The 21,777-nt window shown below is 63.1% G+C and carries 20 protein-coding genes and 1 riboswitch; of the genes, 8 read left to right on the top strand and 12 right to left on the bottom strand.

Going from position 1 to position 21,777, the window contains the following annotated elements:
- Window positions 1–55 precede the first annotated feature (55 nt).
- The 3 genes from manA to AB0O81_RS04170 form a co-directional block, all read right to left on the bottom strand.
- On the bottom strand, window positions 56–1,258 hold the full coding sequence (gene manA / locus AB0O81_RS04180) for a mannose-6-phosphate isomerase, class I (RefSeq protein ID WP_363581533.1): 1,203 nt from the start codon (window positions 1,256–1,258) through the stop codon (window positions 56–58).
- Between the two features lie 63 nt (window positions 1,259–1,321).
- The gene (locus AB0O81_RS04175) at window positions 1,322–2,773 is read right to left on the bottom strand and encodes a L,D-transpeptidase (RefSeq protein WP_363581531.1); all 1,452 of its coding nucleotides are present in this window, start codon (window positions 2,771–2,773) and stop codon (window positions 1,322–1,324) included.
- Window positions 2,774–2,882: 109 nt separating this feature from the next.
- The gene (locus tag AB0O81_RS04170) at window positions 2,883–3,374 is read right to left on the bottom strand and encodes a hypothetical protein (RefSeq protein ID WP_363581529.1); all 492 of its coding nucleotides are present in this window, start codon (window positions 3,372–3,374) and stop codon (window positions 2,883–2,885) included.
- 204 nt (window positions 3,375–3,578) lie between these two features.
- On the opposite strand from AB0O81_RS04170, the gene AB0O81_RS04165 reads away from it, so the two are divergent.
- From AB0O81_RS04165 to AB0O81_RS04140, 6 genes are all read left to right on the top strand, one after another.
- Window positions 3,579–4,682 (top strand): ROK family transcriptional regulator, encoded by a 1,104-nt coding sequence (locus tag AB0O81_RS04165; protein ID WP_363581785.1) that lies wholly within the window; start codon window positions 3,579–3,581, stop codon window positions 4,680–4,682.
- Window positions 4,683–4,756: 74 nt separating this feature from the next.
- A complete protein-coding gene (locus AB0O81_RS04160; protein WP_363581527.1) occupies window positions 4,757–6,037 on the top strand; it encodes an extracellular solute-binding protein in 1,281 nt (426 codons plus the stop codon).
- A gap of 195 nt (window positions 6,038–6,232) precedes the next feature.
- Window positions 6,233–7,198 carry a sugar ABC transporter permease gene (locus tag AB0O81_RS04155; RefSeq protein ID WP_363581525.1) on the top strand — a complete coding sequence of 322 codons (966 nt, stop codon included), beginning with the start codon at window positions 6,233–6,235 and terminating at the stop codon, window positions 7,196–7,198.
- Window positions 7,195–8,166: a carbohydrate ABC transporter permease gene (locus AB0O81_RS04150; protein WP_363581523.1), complete on the top strand. Its 972-nt coding sequence runs from the start codon at window positions 7,195–7,197 to the stop codon at window positions 8,164–8,166. The genes AB0O81_RS04155 and AB0O81_RS04150 overlap by 4 nt, the downstream gene beginning before the upstream one ends.
- Before the next feature lie 43 nt (window positions 8,167–8,209).
- Complete coding sequence (locus tag AB0O81_RS04145; RefSeq protein WP_363581521.1) at window positions 8,210–9,136, top strand: ROK family protein; 927 nt, start codon at window positions 8,210–8,212, stop codon at window positions 9,134–9,136.
- Window positions 9,129–9,908, top strand: a complete 780-nt coding sequence (locus AB0O81_RS04140; protein WP_363581519.1) for a glucosamine-6-phosphate deaminase — start codon at window positions 9,129–9,131, stop codon at window positions 9,906–9,908. The genes AB0O81_RS04145 and AB0O81_RS04140 overlap by 8 nt, the downstream gene beginning before the upstream one ends.
- Here the strand turns inward: AB0O81_RS04140 and AB0O81_RS04135 are convergent.
- From AB0O81_RS04135 to AB0O81_RS04110, 6 genes are all read right to left on the bottom strand, one after another.
- Window positions 9,905–10,339: an NUDIX domain-containing protein gene (locus AB0O81_RS04135; protein WP_363581517.1), complete on the bottom strand. Its 435-nt coding sequence runs from the start codon at window positions 10,337–10,339 to the stop codon at window positions 9,905–9,907. The two genes, AB0O81_RS04140 and AB0O81_RS04135, sit on opposite strands and share 4 nt — an antisense overlap.
- Complete coding sequence (locus tag AB0O81_RS04130; RefSeq protein WP_363581515.1) at window positions 10,336–11,721, bottom strand: FAD-linked oxidase C-terminal domain-containing protein; 1,386 nt, start codon at window positions 11,719–11,721, stop codon at window positions 10,336–10,338. Before AB0O81_RS04130 ends, AB0O81_RS04135 begins: the two co-directional genes overlap by 4 nt.
- Window positions 11,718–12,113: a YrdB family protein gene (locus tag AB0O81_RS04125; protein ID WP_363581513.1), complete on the bottom strand. Its 396-nt coding sequence runs from the start codon at window positions 12,111–12,113 to the stop codon at window positions 11,718–11,720. Before AB0O81_RS04125 ends, AB0O81_RS04130 begins: the two co-directional genes overlap by 4 nt.
- A gap of 58 nt (window positions 12,114–12,171) precedes the next feature.
- Window positions 12,172–14,034, bottom strand: coding sequence for a sigma-70 family RNA polymerase sigma factor (locus AB0O81_RS04120; RefSeq protein ID WP_363581511.1), 1,863 nt, complete (start codon window positions 14,032–14,034; stop codon window positions 12,172–12,174).
- 333 nt (window positions 14,035–14,367) lie between these two features.
- On the bottom strand, window positions 14,368–15,501 hold the full coding sequence (gene nagA, locus AB0O81_RS04115; RefSeq protein ID WP_363581509.1) for an N-acetylglucosamine-6-phosphate deacetylase: 1,134 nt from the start codon (window positions 15,499–15,501) through the stop codon (window positions 14,368–14,370).
- Window positions 15,498–17,012: a family 20 glycosylhydrolase gene (locus AB0O81_RS04110; RefSeq protein WP_363581507.1), complete on the bottom strand. Its 1,515-nt coding sequence runs from the start codon at window positions 17,010–17,012 to the stop codon at window positions 15,498–15,500. Before AB0O81_RS04110 ends, nagA begins: the two co-directional genes overlap by 4 nt.
- A 99-nt stretch (window positions 17,013–17,111) precedes the next feature.
- Window positions 17,112–17,196, top strand: a riboswitch (ZMP/ZTP riboswitch).
- Between the two features lie 38 nt (window positions 17,197–17,234).
- Between AB0O81_RS04110 and glyA the strand changes: the two genes are divergently transcribed.
- Together glyA and AB0O81_RS04100 are read left to right on the top strand one after the other, a co-directional pair.
- Window positions 17,235–18,509, top strand: a complete 1,275-nt coding sequence (gene glyA, locus AB0O81_RS04105; RefSeq protein ID WP_363581505.1) for a serine hydroxymethyltransferase — start codon at window positions 17,235–17,237, stop codon at window positions 18,507–18,509.
- A 12-nt stretch (window positions 18,510–18,521) separates the two neighbouring features.
- Window positions 18,522–19,403: a bifunctional methylenetetrahydrofolate dehydrogenase/methenyltetrahydrofolate cyclohydrolase gene (locus AB0O81_RS04100; protein WP_363581503.1), complete on the top strand. Its 882-nt coding sequence runs from the start codon at window positions 18,522–18,524 to the stop codon at window positions 19,401–19,403.
- 52 nt (window positions 19,404–19,455) lie between these two features.
- Here the strand turns inward: AB0O81_RS04100 and AB0O81_RS04095 are convergent, their stop codons facing one another.
- The 3 genes from AB0O81_RS04095 to AB0O81_RS04085 form a co-directional block, all read right to left on the bottom strand.
- Window positions 19,456–20,013 carry a hypothetical protein gene (locus AB0O81_RS04095; RefSeq protein ID WP_363581501.1) on the bottom strand — a complete coding sequence of 186 codons (558 nt, stop codon included), beginning with the start codon at window positions 20,011–20,013 and terminating at the stop codon, window positions 19,456–19,458.
- A 41-nt stretch (window positions 20,014–20,054) separates the two neighbouring features.
- Window positions 20,055–20,852: a transglutaminase-like domain-containing protein gene (locus AB0O81_RS04090; protein WP_363581499.1), complete on the bottom strand. Its 798-nt coding sequence runs from the start codon at window positions 20,850–20,852 to the stop codon at window positions 20,055–20,057.
- Window positions 20,853–20,942: 90 nt separating this feature from the next.
- Window positions 20,943–21,746 carry an aldolase/citrate lyase family protein gene (locus AB0O81_RS04085; protein ID WP_363581497.1) on the bottom strand — a complete coding sequence of 268 codons (804 nt, stop codon included), beginning with the start codon at window positions 21,744–21,746 and terminating at the stop codon, window positions 20,943–20,945.
- Window positions 21,747–21,777: the final 31 nt, after the last annotated feature.

Below are 21,777 nucleotides of genomic sequence, written 5' to 3'. Positions count from 1 at the left end.
GCGATAGCAAAAGCGGTGCGGATGCAGCAGCATCCACACCGCTTTTCTTTGTGAACTAGGCGTGTGCGACTGCCACCCAGGCGCGGCCCGGGCCTGTCACGCTGACGGTGTCTACATCGCCTGAGACGAACGCGGCATCGCCGCGACCGATAGTGGCGGCTGCTCCAGACGGGTCAGCTACGGTGATCTCGTCGCTGTCGGCGAGAATGATCGACGGGCCTTCAAGGGCGATGTCAACGCTGGTGTTGCTCGGCGAGACGAGTGCGAGCGAGAACGGCGCGGGTGGCGAATAGACCGTCACTGGTCCTGTCTCGACCGGCACGAGCAGGTCTGCCGGTCCTTGCTCGAACGAGAGCAAGCTTCGCAGTTCTGCGGTGTCGATGTGTTTAGGCGTGAGCCCCCCGCGCACAACGTTGTCGCTCGCGGTCATCAGCTCAATACCAAGTCCTGACAGATATGCGTGCAGCAGCCCCGCGGGCGCGTAAAGACCTTCGCCGCGCTTCAGACAAACACGATTCATCAGCATGGCGACGACGATGCCGGGGTCGCCAGCATAGTGCGCGCTGATCTCTCGAACTGTGGTGAAGGTGTCGGCGATCGGGGAGTGCGCAGCACCCGGAGCGGATGCGAGGTCGGTGATCGCTGCGACACACCCGGTGACCTCGGCGGAACCGCCAAGGAGCCAATCCAGTGTTGCCGCGATATTGGTCGGATCGTTGAGAAGGTCAAGCAACGGGGCGAGAGCAGGCGTGTTCGTCGCGCGCAGAGCGTCGACTATCTGCGCAACTTCGACTGCTGGCCGGAATCCACAGAGCGCATCGAACCGCTCGCTCACGGCCACGATGATTTCTGGCTTCGGGTAGGGATCCTTGTAATTGCGAGAAGGATCAGACAGTGCAATGCCCAGCTCATTTTCACGGGCAAACCCCGCCTTGGCCTGTTCGGGGGTCGGGTGCACCTGCAATGAAAGCGGACTTGCAGCCGCGAGAACCTTGAGCAGAATCGGCAGATCGCGGCGCTTCGCGCTCAGCTCATCGCCCAACAAGCTCGGGGTCGAATCTATCCACTCTGCGAGCGTCTCGTGTGCTTCCTCGAGGGGAGGGAGCGTGGCAGTTGCGTCGGTGGGGGAACCCTGATGGGTGCCGAACCACAGCTCGGCTTCGGGGGAGCCGCTGGGGGCTGTTCCTCGAAACTCGGCGATTGCCTCGAGAGATCCCCAGGCATAGTTTCGGGGCGCGTTCGTGAGATGGATGAACATCGGATCCTGTTCTACCCGGCGAACGGGTGTCAAACGTTGCCGTGCGAGCACCACGTTCGGTGCTTAGGCGTGTACCCACACCTCGGTGCCGGTCGGTGCCCAATCGTATACATACTTGGCTACGTCGACAGGCATGTTCACGCAACCATGGCTCATCGGGGTGCCGAAGTTGTTGTGCCAGTACGTGCCGTGGAAGCCTTGGTCTCCGTTGAAGTACATCACCCACGGAACGTCTTCAGTGCAGTATTCGGCACCGTCGAAGCAGCCCATGTCTTGAATCGGCACGTGAGCGAAGATGCGGTAGCTGCCGGTCTGCGTGACCGTTTCACCTGGGAGCCCAGACGAGATGGGCCACGAGTTAACGACGCTATCGTTCTCGAAAAGGTAGGTCGTCTGCGCGCCGAGATCAACTTCAATGCGACGCTCGGTGGCAGCCGTCGTGAAATCAGTCGTTTCGACAGGGAGGTCAAAGACCGCTTCACCTGCGGCGAGCTGAGTGGCAAAGGCCGCCGCGATGCCCGAGGTGTCGCCCAACTCGCGTCCGCTGACGCCAGCGGTGATCTCACGCAAGACCCCACCACCTGAATCGGTGATGACGACTGCGTTGACGGCGTCGCGGTTGATCTGCTCGGGCAGCGTGTCAACGACGGCTTGGATCGCATCGGCATTCGCGCTGATGTCGAAGCCGCCGGGGACGGGTGCAACGGTCAGAATTTCGGCGGTGTCAGCTCGGCTGAACGGCACGACGCGCTCGTCGCCGATGTAGAAACCAGCACGCGACAGGACTGCATTAAGTGTCTCTGCTGTCGCCTCGGCGGTCTCAGTCGCCGTCTCTGCGCTTACGGGGGCCGCGCTGATTTCGATTTCGGTGCTCGTTTCACCGGCGAGGAAAGCATCTTGAAGCGCAGCAACCACCGCGGCAGGGCCGACGCCGGTGCCATCGACGGCGGGGGTGGCTACGTAGGCTTTGGAATCGGCATCATATGCGATCGTCGCGTTCGTCGGGTCTACGTAGAGTTCGGGAAGGACCGCGCGCAACGCCGACGCCGCGGCGGCCTCGTCGACGACGATGGTCGCGTCGGCCGATTCGGAGTACCAAGCGGTGACGTTCCACAGTGGGTTTTCGGCATATGCCTGATCGGCCAGAGCGCGTGCGTCGACCGATGCGCCAAGATCGGCGCCAGTGACAACTACATCTCCGCCCTCGCCGGTGAGAATGACGGTGGTGTCGCTCAGTTGCTGTTGAATCGCGTCAGCTGCTGCGCCTACGGTGAGAAAGCCGACGGGCACGCCTGCCACGGCGGTGCCTGGGGCAATCAGCACGAGAGAAGTTGCGACGAGTGAGACGGTGGCAACTGTCGCACCCACGCCGATCCACAAGCCTGCGCGGCGCTTCTTCTTCTTAGGCTCCGCCGGAGCCCATTCGTACACCGGGGTGTCGTCGGTTGAGGGCGCGCCAGAATCTTCACCTGGCGCGGTCTCATCTGAACCTGGTTTGGTTGCGAGATCCGTCACGTGGCACCCCCGTACAGTCAGCGACGTTTGTACCTATGGTAATGGAAGCATGCGTGTGAATAGCCCGTGCAACGTCTGAGAACTTGACGGGGCAAAAAAACCGCCCCGATCAGGGGGTGCAGAGAGCTTGGAACTGCGCGATTGTGGCTTGATAGTCGGCGCCGAGCTGGTCGAGCTCTTCAAGACTCTCGGTGTCGCCGTTCAGAATGTCGTTCATGGAGTCGCCGATCTGGCGGAAAAGCGTCTCGAGTGAAGGCACGATCGCTGCCACCTCGTCGTTGGTCACGTCGGGGGTGAGCTCGGCGAGCTGATCTGCGGCCGCCTGCATCGCGTCGACGACAGCGCTCGGGTCGTCCTCGCTTGCGACATCGAAATCGTCGGTTGCTGAGGTGATCGTGTCTTGAACCAGAGCGCAGGCTTCGTCTGTCGACTGACCTTCGTCGCCCTGCGCGTCGACCCAGTTGCTCGTCGAGTCACTCCCGTCGGTGGACACTGTCGAGTCAGATGCTTCGGGTGATCCAGTGCACGCGGCGGCACCGAACACGATGCTTGTGGCTACCGCCAGCACAGTGAAGCGCCGGGTGAGGGAGTGCGTAGGCATGCCTCAACCCTACGATTTATGGGCTCCGTAGGGAATGTAACAGTTTTGTAAACACGCCACACAAAACCCTACTCGGGGTTGCATTCCATTTGTTCGTAAGGTTCACTAACAAACATGTCAACCGAAGCGCACGGCAGTTCAACTCTGGATTCGCCTCAGCATCCACTCAGCGCACGTTCTCGCGCTTTCGTTCCCGGTCGCGCGTTGCGCCAGGGAACGAAGGTCTTGCCAGAGCACGCCCGGGGGCACAACCGCTCGCTGCTTCTACAAACCTTGTTTCATCAGGGAGCAATGAGCCGCGCTGATCTGTCACGCGAGACCGGCCTGACTCGCGTCACCATTTCGGATCTCATCGCCGAGTTGATCTCCGACGGGTTTGTCGCCGAAATCGGCATGCGCGAGGCATCAGGGCCCGGCAAACCGGCGATGCTGGTTGATCTTGATCGTGCGGGCCATCGAATTGTCGGTATCGATCTTTCCGGCAGCGACGTCATCATCGGTGCTGTCCTCACGCTTGACGGCGACGTTGTCGTTCGCAGCGAGGTTGCGCTCCCGTCTGCCGACGCCGTCGTCGACACTGTGATCGAACTCGCTCGTACGCTTGTCGCTGATTCACACGCTCCCGTTCTCGGCGTGGGCGTAGGAACGCCCGGAGTCGTCGACGACCGTGGCGTGATCCTTGCCGCCCCTAACTTCGGCTGGGTGGGATTCGACCTGGAGGGTTCTTTACAGGAAGCTCTGGGCCTCTCGGTTCTCGTCGCGAACGACGCGAATGCCGCTGTGCTCGCCGAGTACACGTTCGGCGGATCAGGGGCCGACGTGCTGTTGGTCAAAGTCGGCCGCGGTGTGGGCTCGGGCCTGCTCTCAGGCGGGCAACCCATGCGTGGCGCGCACTTCGCCGCAGGCGAGATCGGCCACGTCACGGTGGGCACCGACGGTGGCCCGGCCTGCGTGTGCGGCAAGATCGGCTGCCTCGAAGCGTGGCTATCAGTCCCAGCCCTCACCGCACGGCTTGACGCCGCGGAAACCGACGCCGCGCGTGAGGGCGTGTTGCGCGATGCCGGGGAGCGGCTGGGCATTGCCCTCGCTCCCGTCGTCGGTGCCCTCGATGTGTCAGAGATCGTTCTCTCTGGCCCCCCTGAACTTCTTGACGGCCCGCTTGCAGAGCAAGCCGTTGAGACTCTCCGTGCACGAACTCTCGCCCAGTTCCATGACGGCGTGCGTGTGCGGATGACGGAGCAGGGCCAGGACATTGTCCTGCGCGGTGCTGCTGTCATGGTCCTGTCTGGACAACTCGGGGTGTCATAGCACGAGGCCCCACATCCCCCCCCGGATGGGTCACCCGACCCCCGGAATCCACCAAGAAACGAAGGAACACACCCATGAACAAGAAGCTCGGAGCCATTGCGCTCGTAGGCGCTTCGGCCGTCGTTCTCGCCGGTTGCTCCGGCGGCACCGCTGCCGCCCCTGAAGAGCCGTCGACTGGCGAAGTGACGGTCTGGCTGGTCGGCACCGACACGCCTCAGACTGCTCGTGACTACCTGGTTGACACATTCGCTGAAGAGAACGATGGCTGGACCATCAACATCGAAGAAAAGACGTGGGCAGATGTTTCTGACACGTACACCGCCGCGTTGTCGTCGAACGACGCACCGGATGTTGTCGAGGTCGGCAACACTCAGGCGCTCGGTTTCGCTGACGCTGGTCTGTTTGCAGACCTGAGCGACATCGAGGGCGAACTCGGAGACATGGTGCAGGGTCTGGTCGACGCCGGCACCTACGACGGCTCGCTGTACGCAGCGCCCTACTACGCCGGTGGACGCATCGTCTTCTACACGCCCCAGATCGTAGGCGACACCCTCCCCGCCACACTGGACGAGTACGTCGCCCAGGGCACGGCAATCACCACAGACACCGTTTCGGGCATCTTCGCGCCGGGCAAGGACTGGTACAACGCACTTCCCTACGTCTGGGCGAATGGTGGCGAGATCGCGGTTCAAGACGGCGACGTCTGGGACGCACAGTTCTCGAGCCCCGAGAGCATTACGGGCCTCGAGATGCTGCAGGACGTCTACGAGAACGCTTCGGTTGCACCGGTTGACGGCAACGAGCGTCTCGGAAACATCGCCTTCTGTGCGGGTGAGGTCGGATTCCTCTCGAGCCCTGCATGGGCTGAGGGCAACCTCACCGGCGCATGGCCCTGGGGTGACGAGGCTGCTGGTGAAGAGGTTTCCGAAGGTTGCCCCGACACCTACGCTTCCGACCTTTCTGCATTCGCGCTTCCGGGCATGACCGCTGGTGAGACCGCTCCGATCTTCGCGGGTGGATCGAACCTCGGTGTTGCGTACAAGAGCGATGCGCCTGAGAAGGCGAAGGCTGCTCTGGCCATCATGCTGTCGGAGGGCTACCAGGAACTCCTGGCCGCTCAGGGTCTGGTGCCCGGACTCCTTTCGGCTGCTTCAGCTCTGCCCGACACTGCTTCGGCAAAGGCGCAGGGTGAGGCTCTCGCAAACTCGAAGGGCACCCCGGCAAGCCCCAAGTGGTCTGAGGTCGAGGCTGCGCAGCTCATCCCCGACGCGCTCGTGAAGATCGCACAGGGCGGCGACGTCGCGGCTATTGCGGCGGAGCTTGACACATCCATCGAGGCAATTCTCAACGACTAGTCGTCATGACAGTCTCGTGACAGGGTCCCCGGCTTGCGGGCTGGGGACCCGCGTCCGGGACCGATCCCTCGGCCAGGATCAGAAGCGCGATCACGCGTGGCCTGAGCTTGACCTGGAGAGCGGTCTGGAACCGACAACACATTCCATCGAGCACGATTCGACGTGCCCGAAGAAATCTGTAGAGAGGAGGCGAACATGAGTGAAACTCAGACAGCGGTCCGCGCAGCGAAGCCCGGTGCGAAGCCTGCGAGCGGGAGAGAGAAATTTCGCGCACGTCGCGAAGCACGAGGTGCCTGGAGCCTGCTTGCTCCGTCACTCATCATCCTTGGCGTGATGGTCGGCTACCCTGCCGTGCTGATGGTGATCCAGTCGTTCAGCGACTACACCGTCAAGAACAAGGTGCAGGGCACCCTGCCGAATTTCGTCTGGTTCGAGAACTACGTCGACTTGTTCACAAAGAGCGACTTTCCCGCCGTTCTGGTGCGCAGCCTCGCGCTGATGGTCGTCTTGACCGCACTGATCGTCGTCATGGGAACTCTGGTGGCGGTGCTGATGACGCGACTGAGCCGTGGCTGGCGCATTCTGGTGTCGGTCGGTCTGCTGCTCGCATGGGCAATGCCGCCACTGACAGCAACCGTGGTGTGGGGTTGGATCTTCGATACGCAGTACGGCGTCGTCAACTGGGCGCTCAACACAATCACCGGCACCAGCGACTGGACGAACCACTCCTGGCTGCTCAACCCGCTCTCGTTCTTCTTCGTGTTGACGATCATCGTCGTGTGGCAAGGAATTCCCTTCGTCGCCTTCACCACGTACGCCGGCTTGGGGCAGGTTCCCAGTGAGGTGCTCGAAGCAGCATCCCTCGACGGAGCCAACGGCTTCAAGCGATTCCGGCTCGTCGTATTCCCTTACATCCGAAGCATCATGACCGTTGTGCTGGTGTTGCAGATCATCTGGAACCTGCGCATCTTCACGCAGGTCTACGCGCTTCAGACACGTGGTGGCATTGCCGCAGAAACCAACGTGCTCGGAACATACCTGTTCCGTCAGGGCGTAGGCGAGTTCGGCGCAACCGCGGCCATCGGTGTCGTGATGGTCATTCTGCTGCTCACCCTTTCATGGGGCTATGTGCGCACCACCTTGAAGGAGGAAGAGCTGTGAGTACTCAAGTCACCGCTGGCACCCAGCTCGGCACGATCGGGGTCGATGACCTCGTCGGCGAAGTAGGCAACACCAAGACGCCCAAACGTCGCTCGATCGATGCTCGTCGCCCGTCGGGCAAGCGCATCGCGTACCGCACCGGCCTCAACATCGCTGCGACGATTGTCTTCGCGATGTCGGTGTTCCCCATCTACTGGATGGTGAACATGTCGCTCACGCCGAACAACGAGATTGTCTCTCGCACGCCGAGTTTTCTTCCCTTCAACCTGACGGTCAACAACTACATCACCGCGTGGACACGCGAGGCAGCTCCCGGTCAGACCGACTTTCCTCACGCATTGATGACATCGGTCACCGTCACCGCTGGCGTGCTGATCGTCACCCTGCTGTTCGCATTCCTTGCATCGATCGCGGTCGCCCGCTTCCATTTCAAGGGCCGACGGGGGTTCATCGTCTCGGTGCTCATCATCCAGATGATTCCGGGTGAGGCCATGATGTTCACGATCTACGGCATGATCGACGACTGGCGGCTGATGAACACGATGCTCGGTCTTGGCATTGTCTACGTGGCGATGGTTATTCCGTTCACGATCTGGACGCTGCGCGGCTTTGTTGCCGGCGTGCCCGCAGACCTCGAAGAGGCCGCCATGATTGACGGGTGCACCAAATCGCAGGCGTTTTGGAAAGTCACCTTTCCGCTGCTGGCCCCCGGCCTCGTATCCACCGGAATCTTCGCCTTCATTCAGTCGTGGAACGAGTTCACGATGGCGTTGTTGCTCATGAAGGGGTACAACCTCACCCTGCCGACATGGTTGAACGCTTTCCAGTCCTCGAGCGTCGGCGGCCAGGTCGACTGGGGCGCCATCATGGCGGGTTCTACAATGATCGCGATTCCCGTTGTCATCTTCTTCCTGTTCGTGCAGGGGCGCATGACCGGTGGTCTCGTTGCCGGAGCGGTCAAAGGCTGATGCGCGCACGAATACTCGCCACCTCCCGCGGGGAGGGTGGCAAATGAGGGTTGGGCTCGACGTCGGTGGAACGAAAACCGATGCGGTTGCAATTGATGATGCAGGCACGGTTGTATCGCGAGTGCGCCTCGCGACCGGATGGGGCGCGGACGCTGTTGTAGCGACAGTGTTCGAGGCGGTGCAGGCGTTGCGCGAGCAGATGGATGCTGCATCGCCAGAGTTTCGCTCGGTCGGTATCGGTATTCCAGGTCAGGTCGTCCCCGGCACAACACGCGTGACGCACGCGGTCAACCTCGGAGTTGATGAACTCGATTTGGCGGCTGCGGTATCGCCTACGCTCGGCGTGCCGGTGCACGTCGAGAACGATGTGAAGGCTGCGTCGCTGGGCGGGTATGCCCTGCACGGGGCAACGGGGACCATGGGCTACCTGAATTTGGGCACCGGCATCGCCGCGGGAATCGTGGAAGATGGCGTACTCATGCGGGGTCGTCACGGCACGGCCGGCGAGATAGGTCACATCTCGGTCGATCCGAACGGCCCGCTGTGCCGATGCGGCCAGCGCGGCTGCATCGAAGCTCTGGCGGGTGGCCGCTCGATCGCCGAGCGGTGGGGCCGGGTATCGGCATTTCCGGTGCTCGACGTCTTTGACGCCGCTGACGCGGGTGACCTGCTCGCCGCCGAGCTTCGCAACGGCCTCGCGGCGGGAGCCGCGGCAGCCGTGCGGGTGCTCGTGCTGACCGTTGATGTCGACACCGTGGTGATCGGTGGCGGCGTTACCAACCTCGGCGCGCGGTTGATGCGCGATATCGCCGCAGATCTGGACGCAAGCGCGACAGCTTCGCCGTTTATGCGATCGCTCTCGCTGTCGGCGCGAGTGTCACTATTGCCCGCGGGTTCGCCCGCGGCAGCACTCGGTGCTGCTCTGCTCGGTGAGGCACGCAACACAGAAGGAGTTCTCGCTCATGGCTGAGGTCATCATCGTCAACAACAAGGCTGCCGGCGGCGAGATCGTCGCCCGTGAGATTGCACGCCTCGTGCGAACCAATCCCGAAACGGTCTTGGGGCTTGCCACCGGCTCAACGCCGTTGCCCGTCTACGAAGCCTTGCCCGAGCGCCTGGATGGCATCGACGTGTCGCAGGTGCGCGGATTTGCCCTCGATGAGTATGTCGGTATCGCTCCGGGACATCCCGAGAGCTACCGTGCGGTAATCACCCGCGAGGTCGTCGAGCCTCTCGGTCTAGACCCGGCGCGTATTCACACGCCCGATGGCTCCGCCGAAGGCATCGAGCATGCGGGTGAAGACTATGAACGTGCGATCGAGGCGTCAGGGGGCGTCGATCTTCAGATTCTCGGAATCGGAACTGACGGGCACATCGGCTTCAACGAGCCTGGTTCGTCGTTTGCCTCGGCCACTCGCGTTAAGACGCTGACCGCACAAACGCGTGAAGACAACTCACGTTTCTTTGACTCAGTCGACGAAGTGCCGCGACACTGCATCACCCAGGGGCTCGGAACGATTCTTCGCGCGAAGCACCTCGTGCTGCTCGCTTTCGGTGAAGGCAAAGCGCAGGCTGTAGCCGCAGCCGTTGAAGGAGCGCTCACCGCATCGGTTCCCGGATCGGCCATACAGCTGCACCCACACGTCACTGTGGTGGTTGACGAAGCCGCTGCATCCGACCTCTCGAACGCGGACTACTACCGGTACACGTTTGCGAACAAGCCGGTCTGGCAGGGGATCTAGCGCCAGGCAAAGCGAATCAGCTGGTTGCGGCTCAGCGGAGCGAGCGGGGTGTCAGCAACCTCGTGCTCGCGAACCCATCGCAGCTCGGCGATCTCGGCACTGGCGACGGCTTCGACGCCGTGCACTTTTACGGCGAATGCTTGAGCGATGACCGAGTGCCCCGGTTCGTTGGCAGCAGTGTCGGTGAAAGTGCCGAGCGCTTCTACATTGACCGGGTCGACGACGACTCCGGTCTCTTCTTCCAGCTCGCGAAGCCCGGTCTCAAGCGCCGTCTCGCCGGGGTCAGGTTTTCCGCCGGGCTGTTGAAAGACGGATGCTCCAGCCTTGCGAACGACGAGAGCTCGCCCCTGTTCGTCGCTGACGACCATCGCGCTCACGCGGACAATCCGCTGTGGCTCGCTGCGTTCGGCGCGGGGGGTCTCGTAGGTCACGGCGCGAATACTTTGCCGGGATTGAGGATGCCCTGTGGGTCAAACACTCGGGTGAGCTGGCGTTGGAGTTCCCACTGGTCGTCGCCAATCTCGTCGGCAAGCCACCGCCGCTTGAGTACGCCAATGCCGTGCTCGCCGGTGAGCGTGCCACCAAGCTTCAGCGCGGCGGTGAACAGCTCGTCGGCGGCCTCCCAGATGTAGTCGGGCACATCGACGATCCCGGCATCATTCGGTTTCGCGTCGAAAATGAAGTTCGGGTGTAGGTTGCCATCTCCGGCGTGAGCCACGGTAGGTATCACGACACCGCGTTCGCGTTCGATGCGCGCAATTTCGTCGAACATCGCGGGCATCGCGCTGCGCGGGACCGATACATCCTCAATCAGAGTGGTGCCCAGCTGCTCCATCGCGGGGTGCATTGAACGGCGGATGGCCAGCAGGCGTTCGCCCTCCTCTGCATTGCGTGACACTGCGACGGTGCCGCCCGCATCGCGCAACACGGTGGCGATCGCTTCGGCATCGGCGACGGCGGCTACGCCGTCGGTTTGAATCGTCAGCTGAGCCACCCCGGGAGCGGGAGTGCCGAGGTCGAGCAGATCGTGCACCGCGGCGAGCGAGGCAGCATCCATCAGCTCCATGATGGCTGGCTGCACTCCCGAAGCAGTGACGGCCGCTGATGCCACGGCCGCAGCTCGCACGTCGGGGAAGGTAGCGGCGAGAGTGCACACCTCGCCAGGAATCGCGCGCCGTAGTTTCAGGGTCGCGCCGACGATGACGCCGAGCGTGCCCTCGGAACCGATCATCAGCGATGTCAGATCGAGTCCCGTGACGCCTTTCACAGTGCGGTGACCAAGACGAAGGAGGCGTCCGTCAGCGAGCACCACGTCAACGCCCAACACCGCATCTCGCACGACGCCGTACTTTGCACAGAGCAGTCCGCCCGCTCCGGTTGCGATGTTGCCGCCAACAGTTGAGATGGCTCGACTTGCAGGATCCGGCGCCCACCACATGCCATATTCCGCGAGCGCCGTATTGAGGTCGGCGTTGAGGATGCCGGGTTCCACGACGGCGACTAGGTCATCGGGGCGCACCTCGACAATGCGATCCATGTGGCGCACAGACAGCGCGATTTCGCCTTCGCCGGCGTTCGCTCCGCCTGCGAGGCCGGTACGTGCGCCCTGCGTAACGACCGGAGTGCCGGTCGCCGAGGCGATGCGCAGCGTCTCTTGAACGTCGGAAACGCTGCGTGCGTGCACGACCGCGAGCGGGAGTCCCCGTGCTGCGTGGCCCGACTTGTCGGCTCGCGCTGACTCTCGTGCTGCCTGAGTGATCTCGACAGCATCGCCAAGGGCGGCAATGAGCTGCGTGACGACAGTCGCGCTCATGCGAAGCGGCGCCGTCCTGCCAACACCCCGATTGTGACGGCCACGATCCCGAAGCCCAAGCCGACCCAGGCGAAGTCCATGCTCCACCAGGCGAGAGTTGCCGAGGCGTAAACAAGGATCTCGACGAGCGCGCGGATGAATGGGTGTACGAGAAAGACGGCTCGAGGTGACACAAACAGCGCCCATACGACAATGGCGAGCGCGGGCGCGCCGATGCCAGCGACGATGTTCCAGGGGAACGGCCAAGAAGCGAAGCCCCAGATAGCGAGCGTTGCAAAGGCTGCGAGCTCGACCAGAAACGCCACAACGTCGATCGCTGAGAGCGGTGCGCGGGTTCCCGGCGCGGGCTGCGCGGCGGGCTCGGCGGACTCGGAGGCAACGGACTCAGGCATGATTTCCAGTCTAGGAGGTTCTCCTGTCTGCTGCTGCGGGCGTTTCAGACTGTTGTGCCTAGGCACGGATCGCAGCGATAAGGTCTCGCAGACTGACGATGTCGCCGAGGCGGACCGAGTTCGGCGCCCCCACCTCTTCGCCAGCGATGTAGCTCACCGCGACGCTCGAGTTGGCAAGCAACTGGGCGAGACTTGGTCTGATCGTGACGGTGGCGCTCCCGTCGGCGCCGAGCACGACCTCGCCGATACTCGAACCGCCGAACGAGACCCGCGCGGTCGCATCCGGTTCACCCGTGACGGGAATCTGCAAGGTGAGGCGAGTGCCAGCAAAACTTGCCGCGGCGGTGCCGAGAGAAGGTGCACCTGCCGCGAGGGCCGACTCGCCTTCGCCGGTCCCCGGATCTGGGGTCGGTGTGGGTTCAGGTGTCGGTTCGGGCGTGGGCTCGGGCGTGGGTTCGGGCGTGGGCTCAGGCGTTGGTTCCGGGGTGGGTTCGGGCGAGGGCTCGGCTGTTGGTTCTGGGGTGGGCTCCGGCGAAGGAGATGGGGTGACCACTGGCGGCGTGCCGGGAGTCACGGGTTCAGGAACGGCAGTTTCTGGTGCCGCTGGTTCGGGCGACGCAGGCTCTGCTTCGGCAGCCCGAATGCTGTCCGAAGGTGCAGTCTCGGGCGTTGCGTCTGGCGCGTTTGCGTCGTCTGATTCGACCGGCGGCACAGGGGCCGCGGGCGGCGCCAGCTCATCGAGCGGCTCAGTTGCGCCGGCATCCGTGTCGTCTTCGTCCGCAAGTGTGATCGACGGCAACTCGGCGGCAGTTTGTTGCTCTTGCTGGGTTGTCGACGACGCTGCGCTGGTGGAATCGGCGAGCTGTGGCAGCGCGATCGCGGCTGTCATCGCGGCCGCCGCCACGACCACCCCGGCAGTCACCAGACCCACCGTCGCACCGACGCTCGAAAACGCACCCGCGCTTGCCGCCGCACCAGAGGCCGCGCTCGCGCTGGAGCTTCCTGCACTCGCGGAGGTTGCCGCGCTTGTGGCCAGCGTCGTCGGAGCTCCCACGCTCACTGCGCCTTCGATCACCGAGGAAGGCATCGCTGCGAGAGCGAGCACCGGGACTGGGGCCCCCTGCAACGAAGCCAGGTAGCCCGCGGCGCCAGCGACGCCGACGGTCAGCGGCAACAGCACCAGCGCGAGGCGGTTGCCAACCTCATGGGCTTCGCCTGCGACAATCGCACACCGCGCGCACTCCGCCAAGTGATCGTCGACCTTTGATCGGTCACGGGCCCCGACGTTGTTACGGGCGTAGGCGCCGAGGCGCTCGATTGTCCAGTGGCACGCGGACCCGTCGGCGACTGATTGCAGGTGCGCTTGGATCCATGCCTCGCGAAGACCTTCTCGCGCACGGAAGGTCAATTGCGCCACTGCTGTGGCCTTCATGCCGAGCAGTGGAGCGATCTCTGCAGGTTTCATCTGCTCGATCTCGGAATACCAGAGCACTTCCTGCCATCGGGACGGCAGACTGCGAAACGCACGATGGGTGAGCCCACGGTCCAATGCATCTGCGGTGGCTTGTTCGGTGCTCCCTGGGTCTTCGACGAGTTCCAGAGTGTCGAGGGCGGTCTCGCGATCCGAGCGGCCCCACGCGGCGGCGGTGTTGCGGATGCTGGTGAAAAGATAGGCACGAAACGACCCGGTAGGGCCGCCGCCCGCAACAATCGACTTGTAGATGCGGGTGTAGGCCTCTTGCACGAGGTCATCAGCGTCGGTGCCCGGTGAGACGTTGCGCGCAACTGTGATGCCAGAACGATAGTGGCGTCGCCAGAGTTCACCAAAGGCGTCACTATCCCCCGAGCGAGCGCGCAACACGAGATCCGCGTCGGCCATTGCAGCCGTTGCGCGGGTCTTTGCTACTTCATCTTCGGGCACTGATATCTCCGGTCGGTGGGGGGAAGTTGCGTTGTGTCTGTTCGACCAAGAGACGGTGAATACGGCGTCGTATCACGCAACTTATCCATTCTTACGGCCAACGCTCAGTTTCGCCAGGTGGGGCAGCGACGGGAACGCCGAAAATCTTTTTTCAAAGTCGCGTAATAGATCGGCAATTACGTCGTCTCATATGTCAGGAGAAGGTTGTTCGATACCCGGGGGTACACGAGAACAGCCAATGGTGAGATCAGGAACTCGGGGGAGGGACTGAAATCACTGTCACTCCGGGGGGTCGGCGGCCGTCGCATTGGGGATGCGGCGGCCGCTCCGACGTCAACGGCTCACATCTTGTGCCGCGACCCAGACTCGAACGACATTCAAGTCGCCGTCAAGCAGAACCGCGTCGCCTCGCGCACCCGCGGCGAGATGCCCGAGATCTGGTCGGCCGATGCAACGTGCTGGGGTACTGGTCAGGGCTCGGATTGCCTCGATGATGGGCACGCCCGCACCGACGGTTCGCCGGAGAGCATCGTCTTGGGTAAGGGTTGAGCCAGCGATCGCCCCGTTGCTCGCAAGCCGCGCAACTCCCGCAGCCACATCAACGTCAAGCCCGCCAAGGTCGTAGCGGCCATCACCCACCCCGGTCGCCGCCATCGAATCGGTCACGAGCGCCACTCGCCCCGGTGCGGCTGCGAAGATGACAGCGATCAGGTCGAGATCAACGTGCACGCCGTCGGCGATGACCTCAAGCGTCACGCGAGGGTCGCGAAGAGCAGCGACCACGGGACCAGGAGCCCGGTGATGGATGCCGCGCATTGCATTGAAAGCATGAGTCATCACCGTTGCGCCAGCATCGAATGCGTGTTGGGACGTGGCATGGTCGGCATCGGTGTGCCCGATCGCAACGGCAACGCCCGCAGCGATGAACTGTGCGATCGCGGCGTCCGAGCCGGCGAGTTCTGGCGCAAGCGTAACTTGGCGGATGGTTCCGCGGCCAGCCAGCAAGAGACGTTCGATCGATGCCGGGTCGGGTGCGCGCAACAGTTCGAGGGTATGAGCGCCCTTGTGACCGGGATCGAGAAACGGGCCCTCTAGGTGCGAGCCGAGAATCGAGGAGTCGTGCTCGGCCAAATCAGCAACAATGCCGACGCGAGCGACGAGATCGTCGATCGATGTGGTCACCAACGAGATGACGGCCGCAGTCGTGCCGTGGGCGCGGTGCACAGCGCGCCCGGTGGCGATTGCCTCGGCGCCTTCGTCATAGCTCGCTCCGCCACCACCATGACCGTGAACATCGATGAATCCGGGTGCGAGGATGCACCCTGAGCCATCGATCACCTCGCGCGCAGACGGGTAATCAGCGCCGACCCCTCGTGCGGCGACCTGGCCGCGATCGAACAGCACCCAGGCGACGTCGATGTCAGCACCGTCGTCGACGAGGCGCACCGAATGCACCAGCGTGCTCATTCGCGGCTCCAGTCAATCTCGTCGGACTCGGAGAACCGAATGCACTGCTTCGTCCACATCGGTCCCAGAGCGCCCACACGCGTTCGGAAGGAATCCCAGGTGCGCAGCTCGCTGTGGCCGGTGGCGGGAGACCACCCTGCTTCGGCCGCCGCCGCGATACGCGGAAAAGCAAGTGTGTCAATGGCATCGAGGTCGCGCACCGTCTCGGTCCAGAGCGGTGCTTCAATGCCGAGAATGTCTGCGTCAGTGATACCAGCGATCACTGTTGAAGGTTCCCACGAGTAAGAGCGCTCGACGCTCGTGGCGCCATTGGCCCATGTGAGCCCGAGCGCGGCGTCTGGAGTTGGCTTCATATCGAGGTAGATCGCGTCGGCCGGAGAGAGGATCAGTTGGGCACCGTTGCGAACGAACGCGCGCGCCTTGTCATCCATGCCGTCGGTTGGCGTCACGAATCCCCAGTACTGACCGACCGTGCTGTCGTGCAGGCCTGCAGCCGCGCCCGCTTCGTGCCATGCGACGGGAATCTTGTCGAGGTCAGCGATGAGCTCGCTCGCTCGTCTTACGAACTCGGCGAAGTCTGCTGGCTCAGTACCGAGCGCTTCGTCGCCGCCGAGGTGCAGGTATGGCCCTGGCGTCATGCCCGCGAGTTCCCCGAACACATCGGCGAGAAAGTCGTAGGTCTTCTCGTCGTGAATCTTGAGCGACGAAAACCCCACCGCCACGCCGTCGTATGGGGCGCCGTTCTTTGGAAGCGAGCCACCGTAGTCGCGAACGACTTCGCGGATGTGCTCACTCAGCACAGGCTCTTCGACGAGTTCGGGGTAGGCCAGCCCCACGGCGTGAGTGTGTCCGGGCACATCGATCTCAGGCACGACAATCATGTGGCGTGAGGCCGCGTACTCGACGATTTCTCGGTAGTCGGTTTTCGTGAAGAAACCGCCGGGGCGGCCGCCGACCGAGCTGCTGCTGGCCATTGCGGTCAGCTCAGGGCGCGAGCGCAACTGGATTCTCCAGCCTTGGTCGTCGGTGAGATGGAGGTGAAGAGCGTTGAACTTGAGCCCGGCCGCCCGATCGATGTACGCCTTGACCGTCTCGACGCCATGAAAGTGGCGAGCGACGTCGAGCATCACACCGCGGTATGCGAAGCGGGGCCCGTCTTGAATGGACACGGCCGGAACACTCCAGGTGTCGCCGTTGCGCGTGACCAACTGAACGAGAGTCTGGATGCCATAGAACAGGCCCGCGGCATCGGCGCCCATGAGCTCCGCTCTGCCGCTTGTCACAGCCAGCCGGTACGACTCGGGCGCGCCAATGCCGTCAACACTCATCGTGATGAGCGCAGCGTCGGTCGAGACGATCTCGACATCCAGACCGGTGCGAGTCGCGAGCAGGGCCGCCGCGATGCGCGCTGCGGCGGGGTCACCGCCGACGGAGGGCGCAGCAAGCGACATCGCGTCAGTGTCGCCGAGGTGGATGCTGCGAGGCGCGGGGACAACGGAGGGAAGCGACATCGTCACTCCATTCTGGTTGTAAAGAGTCCTAACAAAAGGCAGAGCGCCAGCCTATCAGCGGGAAAACCCCGAGGCGAGAGTGGGGCGCATCCGTTATGCTCGAACAGTCGCGACTGGCGTTCAGGTGGGTTCCCACCGGGGAGCGGCTGACAATGGCATTCGACCGTACGCCTGGGCCGATGTGGACTTCCGCTATCCGAACCGCCGTGTCAGGAGATCGCTATGACCGATCAGTATTTCAACGCCCCTCTTTCTGAGGTCGACCCCGAGATCGCCGAAGTTCTTGAAAAGGAACTCAACCGCCAGCGCGGATATCTCGAGATGATCGCCTCTGAGAATTTCGTGCCCGTGTCAGTGCTTCAGTCGCAGGGCTCGGTACTGACGAACAAATACGCCGAAGGCTATCCTGGCCGCCGCTACTACGGCGGTTGTGAAGAAGTCGACGTCGCTGAAGAACTCGCCATTGCGCGCGCGAAGTCGCTATTCGGTTCAGAGTTCGCCAACGTGCAACCGCACTCCGGTGCATCGGCCAACGCGGCAGTGCTTCACGCCATTGCCCGCCCCGGCGACACGCTGCTCGGCCTCTCGCTTGACCATGGTGGCCACCTCACCCACGGCATGAAGATCAACTTCTCGGGCCGACTGTTCAACATCGTCGCTTACGGTGTGGACGCTGAGACCAGCGAAATCGACATGGACGAGGTTCGTCGCCTCGCCGTCGAGCACAAGCCCAAGGTCATCATCGCGGGCTGGTCGGCGTACCCGCGCCAGCTCGACTTCGCGAAGTTCCGTGAGATCGCCGACGAGGTCGGCGCATTGCTCTGGGTAGACATGGCGCACTTCGCGGGGCTGGTTGCCGCCGGACTGCACCCCAACCCGGTGCCTCACGCGCACGTCGTTTCGTCGACGGTGCACAAGACCATCGGCGGCCCACGTTCCGGGTTCATCCTCACCAATGACGCCGACATCGCCAAGAAGATCAACTCAGCTGTGTTCCCTGGGCAACAGGGTGGACCGCTTATGCACGTGATTGCGGCTAAGGCGACCGCGTTCAAGCTTGCGGCAACCCCAGAGTTCAAAGAGCGCCAGGAGCGCGTGCTGCGCGGAGCCCACCTGCTCGCGGAGCGACTGTCACAGCAAGACGTGAAAGACGCTGGCATTGCTGTTCGTTCGGGCGGTACCGAGGTGCACCTCGTGCTCGTCGACCTTCGTGACGCCGAAATCGATGGAAAACAGGCCGAAGACCTGTTGCATGAGATCCAGATCACCGTGAACCGCAACGCGGTGCCCAACGACCCACGGCCACCTATGGTGACCTCGGGCCTTCGCATTGGAACGCCCGCGCTCGCAACGCGCGGATTCGGCGACGAGGAGTTCGCCGAGGTTGCCGACGTGATCGCGCTCGCACTGTTGCCGGGTGCCGACGTCGCCGCGCTGCGCGCGCGTGTGGCCGCGCTGACCGAAGCATTTCCGCTCTACCCGGGCCTCGAGCAGTAAGGCATCGCCGGCATGACTGCACTCAAACTCGATGGGCGCGCAGCAGCCGCGGCGATCAACGAAGAGCTTCGCGAGCGCGTTGCGGCGTTGAAAGCACGGAGCGTCATTCCGGGCATCGCGACGGTGCTGGTGGGCGCTGATCCGGCATCTCAGCTGTATGTCGGTATGAAGCACCGCCAGTCCGAAGCGATTGGGATGAACTCGATCCAGCGCGAACTGCCCGCAGACGCTACGCAGGCCGATGTCGAGCGATTGATCGACGAGCTCAACGCCGACCCTGAGTGTCACGGCTACATCGTCCAGTTGCCGTTGCCTCGTCACATCGACACCGATGCGATCTTGGAGCGAATTGATCCGGCGAAGGATGCCGACGGGCTGCATCCCACTAACCTGGGCCGGCTCGTGCTGAACGTGAATTCGCCGATCACCTCGCCGCTGCCGTGCACGCCTCGCGGCGTGATCGAACTGTTGCTGCGCAACGACTATGACCTCAACGGCAAACATGTCGTCGTCGTCGGCCGTGGCGTCACGATCGGTCGCTCGATCGGGCTCTTGCTGACTCGTCGTGAGATCAACGCCACCGTGACGCTGACGCACACGGGAACGACTAATCTGGCGCATCATCTGCAACAGGCTGACGTCATCGTCGCCGCGGCGGGTGTCAAGCACATCGTGCAGGCCGCGCACGTCAAGGATGGCGCGGCAGTGCTCGATGTTGGTGTCACCCGAGAGGCTGACCCCGAAACCGGCAAGTCAAAGGTCTTCGGCGATGTGCACCCCGATGTCGCCGAGGTCGCCGGCTTCCTCTCGCCGAATCCGGGTGGGGTGGGGCCGATGACAGTGGCTCTTTTGATGACCAACGTCGTCGAAGCAGCGGAGCGGTCAATCAACTAGCCCGATGGTTTTGATGGGATGCTGCGCGAGTTGCGGCATCCCATTAGGCGTTTCAGCCCTTTCCGAGATCGTCGAGCATCTTGCGCTGCTCGGGAGTGAGCCCGTCGTGAAGTTCTTGGTGCGCCGCAGCGGTGTCGACAGTCGTGGTTGCCGGAGAAGCCTTGGCGGCGGCTTCTCCCGGCTTTGGGCCCATCGCGCGATCGTAGATGGCACTGGCTTGTGCCTCGAACTTCTTGTTCACTCGCGAGTAGATCCACCAGCCAATGGTGATGAGAAACGGGGGGAGCACCCACGCCCAGAACCAACTGCCGCCCGCGTTCACACGAGACAGCAGCATGACGATCACCCATATGATCGCCGCCACGGCGAGCACGATCAAGCCTTGAACAAAGCTCTCGGCCACACGCGTGCGCTGAGCGGCAGACTTGGCAGCCGACTTGGCGAACATCTTCAGCACGAACGGCTTCACCAGAAGTTCTGCTAACACCATGATGACGGCAGCCCAGAAGACGTGGAAGCCCACGTTCGCGGGCGTCAGCAGATCGATAACCAGCAGCACAGCGACGTTGTAGACATACAGCGCCGCGAAGCGCACGATCCAAGCTTTCATATGCCTAGATTGCCACGGGTGCCGCCCGCATGCACTTTGAGCTACGAGATCGACACGAGCTTGTCGAGGTCGTCGGCGGGCAGCTCGTCTGCGGTGGCCATCACATCGAGACTGACGAGGTTGGTGCGCCCCGACATGATGTTGAGAAATGCGGTGTCTGCCGCGTCGCGGCCGGTCGCAATGCGCACGAGCGATGACCGAGGTGCGAGTGTCGTGGCGTCGACGACGCACCATGCACCGTCTACCCAGGCCTCGGCAACAGCGTGGAAGTCCATCGGGTCGAGGCCCGGCGCATAGACAGCCGCTAGCCGTGTGGGAATTCCCTTCGACCGCAACAGTGCGACAGTCAAATGTGCGAAGTCGCGGCACACGCCCTGACGAGAGAGCAGAGTGCGCACGGCTCCGTCGGTCGGCAAGCTGGAACCACTCACGTACGCCAGATGCGTACCCACCCACGATGACACTGCCTTCAGCAGCTTGGCGGGGTCGTCGATGCCGTCAAATTCAGCGGATGCAGTCGCGGCGAGTGCATCGGACTCTGAGTAGCGGCTGGGGCGTGAATAGATCAGCAGATCAGTATCGGTCGCGGGGTCGGTTGCACCCGCCCCCGAAATCTCGGCGTGGTAGTTCATCTCAAGGCGCCCGACGTTGGGCCGAACCCGCTTCAAGCGAGTGCCCGACACATCAGCGAGTTCTTCGCTCTCGATAGCGGTGCCGTCGAGGGTCACCTCGAACGATTCGGTCGCCGGCTGATAGTGGTCTGAGACGGCGACTGCAAAGACAAGATCGGCGGCTTCGGTGACATCGAGCACAATGCGGCTGGTGACTTCCCTATTCATGCCGCAAGCATCCCACGGACTCACGCTCACCATTGCTCGGTTGCGTATCTGCGTCGAGTGTGATTGGCGAGATTTACCGGGTAGCGCCAGCTAGTACGACGCTCGCTTCTCACCAGACGAGGATGGCGTCCATCGAAGCGCGAGCGACTCTGAAGCGCGAGCCAGCAGCGACACATCGGCGGCGACAGCAATGAAGTTGGCGCCTGCATCGACGTATGCCTGCGCCTGTGCTTCGACGAAAGCATTCACGCCTACGGGTTTGCCCGCGGCCTTGACAGCAGCGAACGCTGCCACGACCGCGGCGACGACATCAGGGTGAGTCTGCTGGCCGAGCAATCCCATCGACGCAGCCAGATCGCTGGGGCCGACGAATACGCCGTCAACGCCATCGACGGCAGCGATCTCGGCCGCAGCATCCACCCCTGCCGAAGTCTCGATCTGCACAAAGAGCGATACATGATCATCGGCATTCTCGAGATAGCCGTCGACACGATTCCATCGCGCCGAGCGCGCCAGCGCTGATCCGACGCCGCGCTTGCCGCGAGGCGGATATCGCACCGCGGCAACCGCCGCTTGTGCTTGTGCTGCGGAAGAAATCATCGGCACGAGCAGGTTCTGCGCGCCGAGGTCAAGCACCTGCTTGATCGTCACCGCATCGAGGCTCGCGACGCGCACCACAGGTGTGATCGGGTAGGCAGCGACCGCGTGGAGGATCGCCAGGGTGGAACCCAGATCGAGGGGGGAGTGCTCGCCATCGATCAGCATCCAGTCGATGCCCGAGCCCGCGCAGATCTCTGCTGCCACCGGCGAGCCTGAGCACACCCAGATGCCTGCGAGCGGATGGTCTGCGTGTGCGAGTGCATCGCGGAACGTGGGAGCTAGTCGAAGCGGCATGTCAGTCCTGTCTTTGGCAGGGGCGAGGGGG

This window comes from Microbacterium sp. NPDC076911 (assembly GCF_040687125.1).
Classification (GTDB): Bacteria; Actinomycetota; Actinomycetes; order Actinomycetales; family Microbacteriaceae; genus Microbacterium.
Note: the sequence above shows the minus strand (reverse complement) of the source record. Positions and strands in the feature narration are given on the sequence as shown.